This window comes from Janthinobacterium amylolyticum (assembly GCF_051380655.1).
Classification (GTDB): domain Bacteria; phylum Pseudomonadota; class Gammaproteobacteria; order Burkholderiales; family Burkholderiaceae_D; genus Janthinobacterium.
The window spans coordinates 70,043-83,414 of record NZ_JBNYXL010000010.1; the positions used below are offsets into that span (position 1 = coordinate 70,043).

At 64.0% G+C, this 13,372-nt stretch carries 12 protein-coding genes; 5 read left to right on the top strand and 7 right to left on the bottom strand.

Annotated features, from left to right (window positions below):
• The first annotated feature begins 67 nt into the window (after window positions 1–67).
• Window positions 68–1,684 carry a M28 family peptidase gene (locus tag ACQ4WR_RS20945; protein ID WP_436489687.1) on the top strand — a complete coding sequence of 539 codons (1,617 nt, stop codon included), beginning with the start codon at window positions 68–70 and terminating at the stop codon, window positions 1,682–1,684.
• A gap of 91 nt (window positions 1,685–1,775) precedes the next feature.
• Here ACQ4WR_RS20945 and ACQ4WR_RS20950 read toward each other — a convergent pair whose 3' ends face one another.
• The 3 genes from ACQ4WR_RS20950 to ACQ4WR_RS20960 form a co-directional block, all read right to left on the bottom strand.
• Entirely contained in the window at window positions 1,776–2,192 is a 417-nt protein-coding gene (locus ACQ4WR_RS20950) for an SRPBCC family protein (RefSeq protein ID WP_102297288.1), read from the bottom strand.
• 152 nt (window positions 2,193–2,344) lie between these two features.
• Window positions 2,345–3,046 carry a dienelactone hydrolase family protein gene (locus ACQ4WR_RS20955; protein ID WP_436489689.1) on the bottom strand — a complete coding sequence of 234 codons (702 nt, stop codon included), beginning with the start codon at window positions 3,044–3,046 and terminating at the stop codon, window positions 2,345–2,347.
• Between the two features lie 102 nt (window positions 3,047–3,148).
• The gene (locus ACQ4WR_RS20960; RefSeq protein WP_436489690.1) at window positions 3,149–6,055 is read right to left on the bottom strand and encodes a DUF6701 domain-containing protein; all 2,907 of its coding nucleotides are present in this window, start codon (window positions 6,053–6,055) and stop codon (window positions 3,149–3,151) included.
• A 163-nt stretch (window positions 6,056–6,218) separates the two neighbouring features.
• Here ACQ4WR_RS20960 and ACQ4WR_RS20965 point away from each other — a divergent pair, with 163 nt between their 5' ends.
• Window positions 6,219–7,211 (top strand): GlxA family transcriptional regulator, encoded by a 993-nt coding sequence (locus ACQ4WR_RS20965; protein WP_180979525.1) that lies wholly within the window; start codon window positions 6,219–6,221, stop codon window positions 7,209–7,211.
• Window positions 7,212–7,226: 15 nt separating this feature from the next.
• Here ACQ4WR_RS20965 and ACQ4WR_RS20970 read toward each other — a convergent pair whose 3' ends face one another.
• Window positions 7,227–7,460 carry a hypothetical protein gene (locus ACQ4WR_RS20970; RefSeq protein WP_102297298.1) on the bottom strand — a complete coding sequence of 78 codons (234 nt, stop codon included), beginning with the start codon at window positions 7,458–7,460 and terminating at the stop codon, window positions 7,227–7,229.
• A 109-nt stretch (window positions 7,461–7,569) separates the two neighbouring features.
• Window positions 7,570–8,676: an S-(hydroxymethyl)glutathione dehydrogenase/class III alcohol dehydrogenase gene (locus tag ACQ4WR_RS20975; RefSeq protein WP_035824324.1), complete on the bottom strand. Its 1,107-nt coding sequence runs from the start codon at window positions 8,674–8,676 to the stop codon at window positions 7,570–7,572.
• A gap of 284 nt (window positions 8,677–8,960) precedes the next feature.
• On the opposite strand from ACQ4WR_RS20975, the gene ACQ4WR_RS20980 reads away from it, so the two are divergent.
• The 3 genes from ACQ4WR_RS20980 (at window position 8,961) to ACQ4WR_RS20990 (ending at window position 11,831) form a co-directional block, all read left to right on the top strand.
• On the top strand, window positions 8,961–10,412 hold the full coding sequence (locus ACQ4WR_RS20980) for a PQQ-dependent sugar dehydrogenase (protein ID WP_436489693.1): 1,452 nt from the start codon (window positions 8,961–8,963) through the stop codon (window positions 10,410–10,412).
• A gap of 129 nt (window positions 10,413–10,541) precedes the next feature.
• Entirely contained in the window at window positions 10,542–10,985 is a 444-nt protein-coding gene (locus tag ACQ4WR_RS20985; RefSeq protein ID WP_099401379.1) for a thioesterase family protein, read from the top strand.
• Between the two features lie 60 nt (window positions 10,986–11,045).
• Window positions 11,046–11,831: a substrate-binding periplasmic protein gene (locus ACQ4WR_RS20990; protein WP_436489695.1), complete on the top strand. Its 786-nt coding sequence runs from the start codon at window positions 11,046–11,048 to the stop codon at window positions 11,829–11,831.
• 15 nt (window positions 11,832–11,846) lie between these two features.
• On the opposite strand, the gene ACQ4WR_RS20995 is transcribed toward ACQ4WR_RS20990, so the two are convergent.
• Both ACQ4WR_RS20995 and ACQ4WR_RS21000 read right to left on the bottom strand, forming a co-directional pair.
• A complete protein-coding gene (locus ACQ4WR_RS20995; protein WP_102292858.1) occupies window positions 11,847–12,386 on the bottom strand; it encodes a DUF3016 domain-containing protein in 540 nt (179 codons plus the stop codon).
• 208 nt (window positions 12,387–12,594) lie between these two features.
• Window positions 12,595–13,110 carry a DUF3016 domain-containing protein gene (locus ACQ4WR_RS21000; RefSeq protein ID WP_102292859.1) on the bottom strand — a complete coding sequence of 172 codons (516 nt, stop codon included), beginning with the start codon at window positions 13,108–13,110 and terminating at the stop codon, window positions 12,595–12,597.
• Between the last annotated feature and the right edge of the window lie 262 nt (window positions 13,111–13,372).

Here is a 13,372-nt window from a genome sequence, read left to right on the forward strand (position 1 = left end):
CCCAAGCCTTTGCGGTAGAGTAAGATTGCCCCTGCTTTGCTTTCCTGTATTCACTTTTGGAGTCGTCATGCGTTTCCCCCTCGTCCTCGCCGCCAGCGTGCTCAGCACGGCTGCCCTCGCCCAGCCCATCGTCGCCGAAGCGCCGCTGCGCGCCCACCTGTCCTTCCTGGCCGATGACTTGCTCGAAGGGCGCGGCACGGGCCAGCGCGGCGGCGACCTGGCCGTGCGCTACCTGGAAACGCAGGCGGCCGTGGCCGGCCTGCAGCCATTGAAGGATGGCACGTACCGCCAGGCGCTGACCATCGTCGGCAGCAAGGCCTTGCCATCGAGCACGGTGACCTTCAGCGCGGGCGGCAAGACGCTCGCGCCCGCCTTCGGCAAGGACATCGTCTTTGGCGCCTCCAATGGCAAGGAAAAAGTGGCGTTCGACGCGCCCGTCGTGTTTGCCGGCTACGGCATCGCCGCCCCCGATGAAAACTGGGACGACTTCAAGGGCATCGACCTGAAAGGCAAGCTGGTGATCATGATGGTCAACGACCCGCAGCCGACCGCAAGCGAGCCGAACCGCTTTGCCGGCAAGTCGCTCACCTGGTATGGCCGCTGGGTCTACAAGTACGAGGAAGCGCTGCGCCAGGGCGCGGCCGGCGTGCTGCTGATCCACACGACCGCGTCGGCCTCGTACCCCTGGTCGGTGCCGGCCAACGGTTTTGGCCATGAACGCTTCAGCCTGGCTGGCGCGGGCAATGCGATGGAAGGCTGGCTGCAGGAAGATATGGCGCGCGCCCTGTTCCAGGCGGGCGGGCAAGACCTGGACGCCTTGCGCGCCCAGGCGGAAACGCGCGCGTTCCGCCCTGTCGCCCTGAACGCCACGGTCAAGGTCCAGCTCGATAGCCAGATCCGCAGCATCGAGCAATTCAACGTGGCCGGCATCGTGCCCGGCACGGACCCGAAGCTGAAGGACGAAGCCGTGATTTATTCGGCCCACTGGGACCACCTGGGCAAGGATGACGAGGGCAGCCAGCGCACCGGACAAAGCGACCACATCTACAATGGCGCCATCGACAACGCCTCGGGCGCGGCGGCCCTGCTGGCCATGGCGCAGGTGGCCGTGAAACAGCCGGCGCGCCGCACGCAGATCTTCCTGTGGCCGGCCGGCGAGGAAACGGGCATGCTGGGCAGCACCGCCTACACGCGCGCGCCATTATGGCCGTTGGCCAAGACGGCCGCCGACCTGAACCTGGACAGCATGAACTTCGTCGGCAAGACGCATGACATCGGCGTGGCTGGCGCCGAGCGCAGCAGCCTGTACGGGAGCGCCGCCAAGGTGGCCAAGCGCATGGGCCTGCGCCTGGCACCGGCCATCCCCGACCTGTCCGGCGCCTTTTACCGCGCCGACCATTTCGCCTTCGCCAAGGCCGGCGTGCCCGCCTTCAACGTGGGCTCGGCCGTGTTTTCCGGCGACGGTTCCTTCGACTTCGTCAAGGAGCCGAAAGCATCAAGCGAACGCCTGGTCGCGTTTAAAAAGGATTACCACCAGGTCACCGACGAGTACCACCCGTCATGGGACCTGTCGGGCATGGTGCAGCAGGCGCAGTTCACCCTGAACCTGGGCTATGAAGTGGCGAATGACAAGAATTTGCCAACGTGGAACAAGGGCGAGGCGTTTGGGAAAGTAAAACGGTAAGCAGATAGCGGTGAACTAAGCCGCAAAGCAAAAAAGACCGGGGTCGGACCCTCAGGGTCCGACCCCGGTATTTGCCGCAGGGTTCAATCAATCAAATGGCCATGATGCGTTTGAGGTCGACAAACGCCGTTTCATACAAATGCTGGAACGCGCCCACCATGACCTCTTCCACGCCTTCGGCCGCGTCGAATTGGCTCGACCATTCGGCCACGCACTCGTTCGCGCCGGGCTCGCCCGTGACGCGCAGGGTGGAACGGTAGTTCTTGACGGGGATCGGACCCGAGACGATGGTGTAGCTGTAGCTTTTGTCCGCTTCGCTGTAGCTTTGCAGGCGTTCGGCGATGACGGCGCCGTCCGTGGTCTTCAGGCGGCGCACGCGGCCGCCATGTTCGGACAGGCTGGTCTTGATCGAGCTCGACCATTCAGCCAGCGACTGGAAGCCGCCGATAAAATCCCACACTCGTTCGGCGCTTGCCGCCAATGTTACAGAAACAATTACTTGGGCCATCTTTAATTCGGTTCCTCATCCAGGTTTGCCGGGCGCTATGCCCGGCCGGCCGGAGTTGCCCGGCACAGCCGCTATTTTAGCGCCCATGCGGCTTTGCTGCTGGGCAGGTAGCGGCATGCACACGGGCGGCTGGCCGGACTGGAGGAAGGAAGTTACATATTTTCCGCGAGGAAAATCAGCGAATTGCCATGCGCCTGGGCGGCGGCGCGCTGCTGGTAGCTGTCGCGGTGGGTGCAGTTGAAACCGTGCTCGGCCCCGGGATACACATGGATTTCCACCTCCTGGCGGTCCTCGAAGCGCACGGCGATCTGTTGCACGGCTTCCGGCGGGATATGGCTGTCCTGGCCGCCGAAATGCATCAGCAGCGGCACCTTGATCTGCTCGGCCAGGTCCAGTTTGTTCTGGATGCCGCCGCCGTAATAGGCGATGGCCACGTCGACCACGCCGGCCGCGGCCGCCTGGTACGACAAACGGCCGCCGAAGCAGTAGCCGATCGAGGCCAGCTTGCCCGCCGTCACTTCCGGACGCGCGCGCAGCACGGCGACGGTGGCGGCGATATCGGCGTCGGCCTGCGGATTGTCGGTCGCCTGCATCAGTTCGACGGCGCGCTTCCAGCCCGCCTCGTCATAGCCCAGTTCGATGTGCGCGCCGGCGCGCCAGAACAGGTCGGGCACCAGCACCACATAGCCATCGGCCGCGTACTGGTCCGCCACGGCGCGGATGTGCTCGTTGACGCCAAAAATTTCCTGCAACAGGACGATGGCCGGGCCCTTGCCCACGTGCGGCACGGCCAGGTAAGCCTGGAAGCTGCCGTCCGGGCCGGCGATATCGATCCACTGCGAAGTTGTGCTCATAAAGACTCCAGTCTGCTTTAAAGGATGGGAAATGCCACAGCCAGGCATGTTACTGGTTTTTCGCGCCGTCTGCGCCGCGCCGCCTCCTGCCGGGGACCTGCCTCAATACATCTCGCGTATGTAGATCACGGGACCGGATTTGAAGACGCCAAAGACGACCGTGCCTACCGTGCTGGGCAGATAAATCAGGCCAGGCACGGACACATCGACGCTGCCCGTCCTGCCGGCGCCCGGCGCCAGCAAGGTCAGCTGCTTGTTTTTCGGCAGCTCGCCCTTGTTGACGGTGTAGGGGCCGTCCGCCACTTGCAGGTCGCCGCAGACGAGCGCCTTCTTGCAATTGTTCAGCAGCACTTGCGCCTTGCTGAAACTGCTGATGCTGTCGGCCAGGTTGGCAACCCAGCCCGCGCCATCCCAGTACTGGGCTTGCACGGCCAGGCGCAGCGGATACAGCTCGGAGCCATAGCCATGCGGCACCATCAGGCGCCCGGACAATATCGTCAGCGCGCCTTCCGTGCCGGACGCGGCCGGCGCCGAACTGGCGCTGGCGCCCGCAAAGGTGCCGCTGGCGCGCAGCAGCACGTGAGTGGGCGCCACCTTGACGGCCACGCCGCTGTTGCCAGGAAAACGGTAAGCGAGCGGGGTAAGCGCCACGCCCAGGGTGAATTTCTCGGGCGCGATGGCGGTGACGGTGGTTTGCGCGCTGCTGCCATCGGTGAGCCGGCTGCCGGCCGGGCTGGCCGGTGGAAACAGCTGTTCGCCCTTGGCAGCGTCCCAGCCCTGCACCTGCACCGGCGCCATGTACGTCGTGTCGCGGCCGTCAAAATTGCGCGTCGTCACGTTGGCCAGGTTCTGCGCAGTCACGCGCAAGCCGAAAGCCTGCCCCGAATAGCTGTACACGCCCGCCGGCGGCACGCCGACGACGCATTTCATGGCGCTCAGGCACGGCGCGGCCAGGGTCGCGGAGGCCGGCAAGTCCGTATCGCCGGCAACAATGATGTCCGTCTTGAAGTGGTGGGGAATGTACTGCACATCGTTGCTGCTGCCCGTGGCCGGCAGCGCCGGCTGCGCGGCGCCCAGGTAGGTCGTGATGCTGGCGGTAAACTTCAGGGTACCCACTTCCGGCCAGCTGAGATTCGCAGCCGTGCCCACGCCATTGTTATTGCTGAATGTCAGGCTGCCCGCCACGGCGGGATCGCTGTAACCGGTGAACACGGGAGCGCTGATGCTGCGTCCCAGCAACACCGTTTGCGCCGTCGCCTCGCGGCCGAAATTGCGCGTCACGGCGCCCGCCGCATTCAGGGCCGAGACGCTGATGCCGAGCGCGGGTGCCACCGGCAGCACGGCCAGGCCGGCGCGCTGCGGCGTGACGATGGGGCTGAACAGGAAAGTCTTGGGACCGACGATGACGTTGCCGCTGCCCGTCATGGTCAAGCCGCTGTCGCTGCCGCTGGTCGAGGCATAGGTGGCCGTCAGGCCCAGCGCGCCCGCATCGGCGTACAGCATGTTCGGCGTGGCCAGGCCGTTGGCATCGAAAGCCAGCTGCACGGCGGCACCGGTGGCGCTGCAGGCGCTGCCCGTATTCGCGGCCAGGGGAATATACGTGCCATCCTTGTTCTGTATGCGCGCCGGCAAGGTGCCCGAGTCGGGATTGGCGTAGGTGCAGCGCAGCTGCAAGGTTTTGTTCTGGTTGGCAAACAGGGGCACGCAGGCGCGCGGGTTCGACGCCGACGCCTGCAGGGCGCTGATGGCGATGCGCTCCGCGTCTTCGGCATAGCGGGGGATGCCGCTCACTTGCAGCGCGCTGCTGACAAAAGCCATGCGGCAATTCGTCAGGCTGTTGTCGACGCTGCTGCGGCACACCAGCGCGCCCGTGGTGGCCGGCGTGCTGGTCAGGCCCAGCAGCACACTGCCGGCCGCCGCCGTCTGCGCCACGCTGGACGTCACCATGCCCGTCGGCGGCTGGACGCTGTTGATCTGCGCCGTCGCGCCACCGGGCGTCAGGGTCACTTGCGCCGCGCCCGTGTAGACGCTGCTGCAGGCCGCATCGGCGCAAGCCGTGACGGTGACGGGTGCTGGCGCGCAGGTCAGCGCCGTGGGCGGATGCGTGATCTGGAAATGGTCGGGGCCGGCCTGCGTGCTGGGGCCGCATTTCGGCCCTTGCGGCTCATTGAAGGCCCAGCCGCTGTTGTTCGTCACGCAGCTGCACGGGTTCGACGGCGTGTAGGCCTTGCAGGTGATGGTCTGCTGTACCCGCCCCTGCCAGCCCAGGGTGATGTGATCGACCACGGCGTTGCCCGTGATGTAGGCATTCGAGGAATCGAGGGTGACGTCGCCCCCTTCCACGTTGCCCTTGATGCCATTGCCCGAGGCGATCGTCAGCGTATTGCTGGCCTTGACGTCGCCCGTGACGAGCAGGCCCGAGGCCTTCAGGTCGATGTTGGGCGACGTCAGGTTGCCCGTCACCTGGCTGCCCGAACCGATGGTGAGCGAAGTGGTGGCCGTGATGTCGCCCTGGATGCGGCTGCTGGCGGCCAGAATATTCACCGTGGCGCCACTGATCGGCCCGTTGATGACGGAGCCCGACGCAATCTCCACCAGGCCCTTGGCGCTGATGCTGCCCGTCACCTTGACGTTGTTCGAGCCCATCCTGATGGTGGTAGCGGCAACATTGGCCGTGATCGTCTGCTCCTGGGCACCCATGCTGAAGGTGCCGCCATCGGCCGTCAGGCTGCCGCCCGTGACCTTCAGGTTGGGCGGGTTGATATCCCTGATGTCGAGATTGGGCCTGGCCGTCAGCGCGGCGCTGCCGCTCATCGTCAAGCCCTGGTTATATTTCATCGTCAGCGAACTGTTGACCGTCACGCCGATTCCGCTGGCGATGATGACGATGTCCGTGTCGCCCAGCGCCAGGGTGGCGCACGTGTATTGCGCGCCGCTGAGGGTGCAGCCGGCAACACTGCCGCCATTGAAGTTGAGCGTGGCCGCCTGGGCCAGGGATGCGCCCAGCAAGCATGTCAGGGCAACAAGAAAGTGGAATAAGCGCACGATGTCCAGGAGTCTGATGGGTGGGGAGCCAGCCGGGGCGCGGATCTTTCCATGCTAATCTACGTCCTCGCTGTTGTTGCATTATGGCAGTATTTTTCACCCTCGCGCATATCGCATGATCAAGCCTATCTCCAAAGAATCTCCCTTGCGCACGGTCGACATCATCGTCTACCCGGGCTTCAAGGCGCTCGAAGCCATCGGCGCCATGAAAGTGTTTGATTACGCCAACACGCATTTGCGCTTGCGCAAGCTGCCCGGCGGCTACGACGTACGCATCGCCTCGACGGCCGTCGGCCCTGTCGAGTCCGACACCTTGATGTCACTGCAGGCAAGCAAGGCGCTCGATGCGCAGCGCCTGCCCGACCTGGCCGTGATCGTCGGCTGCCACCACGTCGAACAAGTGCTGCAGGACATACCCGCCATCGCCGCCTGGGTGGCCGAAGCGGCGCCGCGCATCGATACCCTGGCGGCCCTGTGCACGGGCTGCTTCTTCCTGGCCGAGGCGGGCGTGCTTGATGGCAAGAGCGCGGCCACGCACTGGAGTGCCGTGGACAGCCTGCGCCAGCGCTATCCATTGATACAGGTCAATGCGGATGCGATTTTCGTGCGGGAGGGGAAATTCTGGACGTCAGCGGGCGTCACCGCCGGCATCGACCTGGCGCTGGCCCTGGTGGAAGACGATTTCAGCCGCGATATCGCGCTGGAAGTGGCGCGCGACCTGGTGGTGTATCTGAAGCGGCCCGGCGGCCAGTCGCAGTTTTCCGTTCACCTGTCGAGCCAGATGACAACGCATCCGAGCATCCGCCAGTTGCAGGGCTGGATCATGGAACACCTGGGCGACGAGCTGGGCGTGCCGCTGCTGGCCGCCAGGCTGGCCATGAGCGAACGCAATTTTACGCGCGTGTTCCAGCGCGAGACGGGCACCAGCCCTACGGAATTCATCGAAACGGCGCGCTTCGAAGTGGCGCGGCGCCTGCTGGAAGACAAGGTCTCGTCATTGAAACAGGTTGCCGTGCAGGCAGGCTTGCACAGCGAGGAAAGGCTGCGCCGCCTGTTTCAAAAGAAACTCGCCATCACGCCGCGCGACTACCGCGAACGTTTCTCCAGCACGGCGCGCTAGGCGCACCCGGCGCTATCAGCGCGACTTGTTGGTGCGCACGTGGCGCGTGGCCAGCTGCTGGCGATGCCAGGCCAGCGGCGTAAACATCAGCGCGCACAGCAGATAGGTGGCCAGCAGCGCCAGCCAGATGGCGGGCGTGGCGAGGATGGTGGCATTGCTCCACCACAAGGCCAGCAGGGACGACAGGGCCGCGCCGAGAAACACGGGCAGCATGCGGCGCAGGGTCAGCAAATAAGCAGTGGCAAACATGGACGGCTCCCAAAGCAAGGCGGATACCTTCACACTAGCAGGGGCAGGCGGCGAAGTACAGCCCGCCGCCCTGCCCCGTCCGTCAAGTGTTGCGCAATAAGAACAGTGCTTAATACAGCACGACCGAACGGATCGATTCGCCGCTCTTCATCAGGTCGAAGCCTTCGTTGATGCGTTCCAGCGGCAAGCGGTGCGTGATCAGGTCATCAATGTTGAGCTTGCCTTCCATGTACCAGTCGACGATCTTCGGCACATCCGTGCGTCCCCGCGCGCCGCCGAAGGCCGAACCGCGCCATTCACGCCCCGTCACCAGCTGGAATGGACGCGTGGAAATTTCCTGGCCCGCCGCCGCCACGCCGATGATGAACGATTTCCCCCAGCCCTTGTGCGTGCACTCGAGCGCCTGGCGCATCAGGGTGGTGTTGCCGACGCATTCGAAACTGTAGTCGGCGCCGCCGTCCGTCAGCTGCACGATGGCGTCGACGACGTTTTCCACTTCGTTCGGATTGATAAAGTGCGTCATGCCGAACTTGCGGGCAATCGCCTGGCGCGCCGGGTTGATGTCGATGCCGATGATTTTATCGGCGCCCACCATCTTCGCCGCCTGGATCACGTTCAGGCCGATGCCGCCCAGGCCGAACACGGCCACGTTGGCGCCCGCCTCGACCTTGGCCGAGAACAGCACGGCGCCCACGCCCGTCGTCACGCCGCAGCCGATATAGCAGACCTTATCGAATGGCGCGTCTTCGCGGATCTTCGCCAGGGCAATTTCCGGCACGACGATGTAGTTGGAAAAGGTCGAGGTACCCATGTAGTGGAACAGCGGCTGGCCATTGAGCGAGAAGCGGCTGGTCGCGTCCGGCATCAGGCCGCGGCCCTGGGTCGAGCGGATGGCTTGGCACAAGTTCGTCTTTTGCGACAGGCAGAATTTGCACTGGCGGCATTCCGGCGTGTACAGGGGGATGACGTGGTCATCCTTTTTCAGGGTCGTCACGCCCGGACCGACGTCGACGACGACGCCGGCGCCTTCATGGCCGAGGATGGCGGGGAAGATGCCTTCCGGATCGGCGCCGGACAGGGTGTAGTAATCGGTATGGCAAATGCCGGTGGCTTTCAGCTCGACCAGCACTTCGCCGGCGCGCGGGCCGGCCAGGTCGACTTCTTCTATCGTCAGCGGGGCGCCCGCCTTCCATGCAATCGCGGCTTTGGTTTTCATCGTATTCTTCCTGCTCGGTTTCAGATGCGCCATTATCGGGCGCCTGCGGGCGCGGCGGTGCGGATGGCCGCGCGCTTGTCTGTAAACGCGGCGCATTTGTCCGATGGCGCCGCTGCGTGCTGCAACGCACGGTAGCGGCGCGCACGCGGCGTATGCTGGCGGGCATGCGATGTGCGCTTGCGCCAACTCAATCTTGCCAGTGTCAATACGCGCATTCTTGGCATACGACAGTTCTATCGATGCACCCCGCCCCGCCATCGTTGTCCTTCCCGCAGGAGACTGACATGCGCAAGCTACTTCGCCCACTTCCCCACACCTGGATGGCCCTGCTGCTGGCTTGCTGCCTGGGCCTGCTGGCCGCATGCGGCGGCGGCGACGATGATCCCGTACCCGCTCCCGCCAGCGGCAGCTTGCTTGTCACCATCGGCGGCTTGCCGGCCGGCGTGGCCGCCGCCGTCACGGTGACGGGACCGGCTTCCTACAGCAAGGCGTTGACGGCCTCAAGCACCCTGGCGGGCCTGGCGCCCGGCGCCTATACCGTCAGCGCCGCCAGCGTGCTGCAAGGCACGGGCAGCCTGGCGCCCACGCCGGCGACGCAGCAAGTGCAGGTCAATGCCGGCGCGACGGCCAGCGCCATGGTCAGCTATGCGGCCGGCGCGCCGCTGGCCCTGACCCTGCAGGAAGTGGCCACGGGCCTGAATGCGCCCATTTTCCTGACGGCGCCTGCGGGCGACAGCCGCTTGTTCATTCTCGAGCGTGCAGGACGCATCCGCGTGGTGCAAAACGGCAACTTGCTGGCCACGCCCTTCCTCGATATCAGCACGCTCACCACCACCAGCGGCGAGCGGGGGCTGCTGTCGCTGGCCTTCCACCCGCAATACGCGCGCAATGGCTATTTCTTCATTTATTACACCAACCTGGCGGGCGATATCGTCATCGAACGGCGGCAAGTGTCAGCCGGCAACGCCAACGTGGCCGATGCCCTGTCGGCATTGACGATCATCACGATCCCGCACCCGACCTTCAGCAACCACTACGGCGGCCTGCTCAGCTTTGGCCCCGACGGCTACCTGTATGCGGGCACGGGCGACGGCGGCAGCGCGGGCGATCCGCCCCGCAATGCGCAAAACACCAACGTGCTGCTGGGAAAACTGCTGCGCCTGGACGTCAACGCCAGCACCGTGGCCCAGCCGTATGTCATTCCATCCGGCAATCCATTTGTCGGCACGGCGGGCGCGCGCGGTGAAATCTGGGCGTATGGCTTGCGCAATCCATGGCGCTACGCCTTCGACGTGCCGGCCCAGCTGCTGTACCTCGCCGACGTGGGCCAGGGCAACCGGGAAGAGGTCAACGTGCGCCCCGTGGGCCAGGCGGGCAACAACTATGGCTGGAACATCATGGAAGGCACGCAGTGCTACAACAGCGCCAGCTGCAGCCAGGCGGGGCTGGTGCTGCCCGTGGTCGAGTACGGCCACGACAGCGCGGGCGGCTGCTCGATCACGGGCGGCTATGTGTACCGCGGCACGGCCTTGCCGGAACTGGCCGGCCACTACCTGTATTCCGACTACTGCAGCGGCTGGCTAAAGAGTTTCAGCGACAGCAATGGCGCCGCCTCGGCCGTGACGGACTGGAATATCAGCAATGTCGGCAATATCCTGTCGTTCGGCCAGGATAGCCAGAACGAACTGTACATGCTGAGCGGCACGGGCAAGGTTTACCGGATCGTGCGCAAGTAGGCGCGCAAATCAGGATGCGCAGGCAGTCTTGCGGCGCACGCCTGAGGCGGCGCTTTTCGACGCGGCGCGGGGAACCGGCTAGAATTGGTTTTTTCCGCCGCGCCCTGCGCCCCAGCTCAAGAGAACACCATGGCCCGTTTGAAACTCGAATTTCCTGAAGACCAGTACTGCTATTCCTCGCAACTGACGGTACGCACGACGGACATCAATGCCGGCAACCATCTCGGCAACGATTCCATGATTTCCATGATTTCCGAAGCCCGCGCGCGCTTCCTGTTCGAATATGGCGTGCGCGACATCGAAGCGGACGGCACCGGCATCATCGTCACCGACCTGGCCACCACCTACCGCGCCGAAGCCCATGCGCGCGACCAGCTGCTGTTCGAGGTCGGCGTCATGGATTTCAACAAGTACGGCGGCGACATCACCTTCCGCATCACGCGGCCGCGCGATAACACCCTGATCGCCATGGCCAAGTCCGGCTTCGTGTTTTTCAACTACAAGCGCAGCCAGGTCGTGCCCATGCCGGAAGATTTCGGCAGCAAATTCCCGCAAGTCAACTGGATCGATTAAGCGGAGCCGCATGCCGCCATGCTGTATGCTTGCCAGGAAGATAATTGATTCTGGAGCGGCATGCGATCACCGATAAGGGCAAGACTGTGCCTCAGCCTGGCGCTGCTGGGCGTGCTGCCGTCCGCCTTCGGCGCACCGCAAACGGTGATCCTGTATGGCGACGACGACTACGCGCCCTACAGCTATGTGCAAAATGGCGTCTTCAAGGGCATGTATATCGACATCCTGCGCGAGGCGGCCAGCCAGATGCCCGCCTACCGCCTCGTCCTGCAGCCACGCCCGTGGAAACGGGGACTCGCCGCGCTGGAGCAGGGCCGCGTGTTTGGCCTGTTTCCGCCGGGACGCAAGACGGAGCGGCCCTACGTGCACCCGTATTCGGCCATGCTGTACCGCGAATCGGTGGTGCTGTTCTGCCATGACGAAGTGATGCGTACGCCGCGCGCGCATTTCCCGCAAGACTTTGCCGGCTTGCGCATCGGCGTCAATGCCGGCTTCCTGCTGTCGGAAAAACTGATGGCGCCGGCGCGCCAGGGCGTATTGCAACTGGAAGCGGCGAAGGGAAACGAGGCCAACCTGAAGAAGCTGGCGCTGCGGCGCATCGATTGCTACGCCAGCGACCGCGCCGCCGCGCGCCACACGGCCAGGCTGCTGCAGGACGAGCTGGCGCGCTATCATTTCCGCCTGCACGAAGTGCTGGAACTGTCGTCCGAAGCGACCTACATCGCCTACAGCGCGCACAGCCAGCCAGCCTACAAGACGGATTTCATCGAGAAGATGAACGCCGCCTTGCTGGCTCTGCGCCAGAGCGGCGAACTGGCGCGCATCGAACACACCTATTTGCGCTGACGGGCTATGGCAGCCTTAGCGGCGGTGCACCGGCTGCTGCAAGGTCAGCACGGGCTTGCTGCGGCCTTGCGGCTTGATGCCGAAGGTGTCTTCAAACCACTCGTCGATCATCTTTTTTTCATAGCGCAGGGCATCGTTGCTCGAGTAGCGATTGATGCGCTGCAGATACGACATGTCCGACAGGGCCGCGTTGCCGCTGGCAATCACCTTGCCGTTCTGTTCCAGCTGGTAGCGCAGGCGCATGCGCGGCCAGTCGGTGCGCCCATCCATCACGCGCACTTCCATGGCGCCACGGCGCATCGGGTCTTCGCGTCCGGCCAGGTCGACATCCGTGACCTCGATCTTCAAGTCCTGGCCCGGACGCAAGCCCTTGCCCAGCAACTGGAAATGCTCGGCCAGGCCGGCCAGGATCTGCTCGCGGTCGCGCGAACTGAAGGGCATATCCGAATAATTGTCGGGCTTGCTGAAGTTGACGTGCACACCGGCCCAGGCGCTGCTGCTGGCCAGCAGCGCCAGTGCCGCGACCCACGTCCTGGTTGCCTTGGAAATACGCATATTCATCCCTTTCAGAAAGCCGCACGGGCGGGCAGTGGCCGCAATGCCATGCATTGCGCTGCCTGCTTTGAATATAACGTGAAGTGAAAATTTCTGGAGCGCAATACATCACGCATGGAAACAGGCAGCGCGGCGATTCTTGCCAGCCGCCGCGCATGCCCGCAGGCAGCGTCTGCCTGGCTGCCTGTTTGCCGGCTTGTGTGTCCGCTTACTTGCCAGCGGCCTTGCGCGCCTGCTTGGCCGGCACGCCGAAGGTCTGGACAAACCAGTCGTCGATCATCTGCTTTTCATAGCGCAGGCGCGCGTCGCCCGTGTAGCGGTTGATACGGCTCATGTATGACATGTCGGACAGCGATGCGTCACCGCTACTGATGACCTTGCCATCCTGCTCCAGCACATAGTGCAGGCGCATGCGCGGCCAGTCGGCGCGGCCATTGAGCACGCGCAGATCGCTGGCGCCGCGCAGGCGCGGCTCTTCGCGTCCCGCCAGGTCGATGTCGGTCACATCGATTTTCAGGGTTTGTCCTGCGGGCAGCGACTGGCCCAGCTTCTCGAAATGCGCGCTCAGGTCCTTCAGCACGTCTTCACGCTCACGCTGGCTGAACGGCAAGTCCGTAAATTGCTCGGGTTTTTCGTAGCGTACCTGGGTATCGGCCCAGGCGGCACTGGTGGCCAGCAAGGCCAGCGCGGCCACCAGGGCGCGCGTCGTCATCTTCTTTTGCATGATGCTCATCCTTTCGTCAAAAGGTTGGCGCACGGGCCGCCCTTATATCCATTCAATATAACGGCAAGCACCGGCTTGGGAAGCGAAATTCATACCTTGTTACTTTTCTTTCCCAAAAACAAGGGAACGGCCCGCCAGCGCAGATTTTTGCAGATTCGTTGGCAATATTAATAAAAACAAAGTATTGTCTTGAAAATATAGTTGCCTAAGCGATAAAGTACAGATAGTAGCGTTTGCGTCAATTTAAAGTATCTTTCCGACA

What these genes read in the sequence shown, in the direction of transcription:
- ACQ4WR_RS20950 (WP_102297288.1), bottom strand. Translation starts at nt 2,192, where the DNA reads ATGGCCCAAGTAATTGTTTCTGTAACATTGGCGGCAAGCGCCGAACGA.
- ACQ4WR_RS20985 (WP_099401379.1), top strand. Translation starts at nt 10,542, where the DNA reads ATGGCCCGTTTGAAACTCGAATTTCCTGAAGACCAGTACTGCTATTCC.
- ACQ4WR_RS20990 (WP_436489695.1), top strand. Translation starts at nt 11,046, where the DNA reads ATGCGATCACCGATAAGGGCAAGACTGTGCCTCAGCCTGGCGCTGCTG.
- ACQ4WR_RS20995 (WP_102292858.1), bottom strand. Translation starts at nt 12,386, where the DNA reads ATGCGTATTTCCAAGGCAACCAGGACGTGGGTCGCGGCACTGGCGCTG.
- ACQ4WR_RS20955 (WP_436489689.1), bottom strand. Translation starts at nt 3,046, where the DNA reads ATGAGCACAACTTCGCAGTGGATCGATATCGCCGGCCCGGACGGCAGC.
- ACQ4WR_RS20970 (WP_102297298.1), bottom strand. Translation starts at nt 7,460, where the DNA reads ATGTTTGCCACTGCTTATTTGCTGACCCTGCGCCGCATGCTGCCCGTG.
- ACQ4WR_RS20945 (WP_436489687.1), top strand. Translation starts at nt 68, where the DNA reads ATGCGTTTCCCCCTCGTCCTCGCCGCCAGCGTGCTCAGCACGGCTGCC.
- ACQ4WR_RS20980 (WP_436489693.1), top strand. Translation starts at nt 8,961, where the DNA reads ATGCGCAAGCTACTTCGCCCACTTCCCCACACCTGGATGGCCCTGCTG.
- ACQ4WR_RS20975 (WP_035824324.1), bottom strand. Translation starts at nt 8,676, where the DNA reads ATGAAAACCAAAGCCGCGATTGCATGGAAGGCGGGCGCCCCGCTGACG.
- ACQ4WR_RS21000 (WP_102292859.1), bottom strand. Translation starts at nt 13,110, where the DNA reads ATGCAAAAGAAGATGACGACGCGCGCCCTGGTGGCCGCGCTGGCCTTG.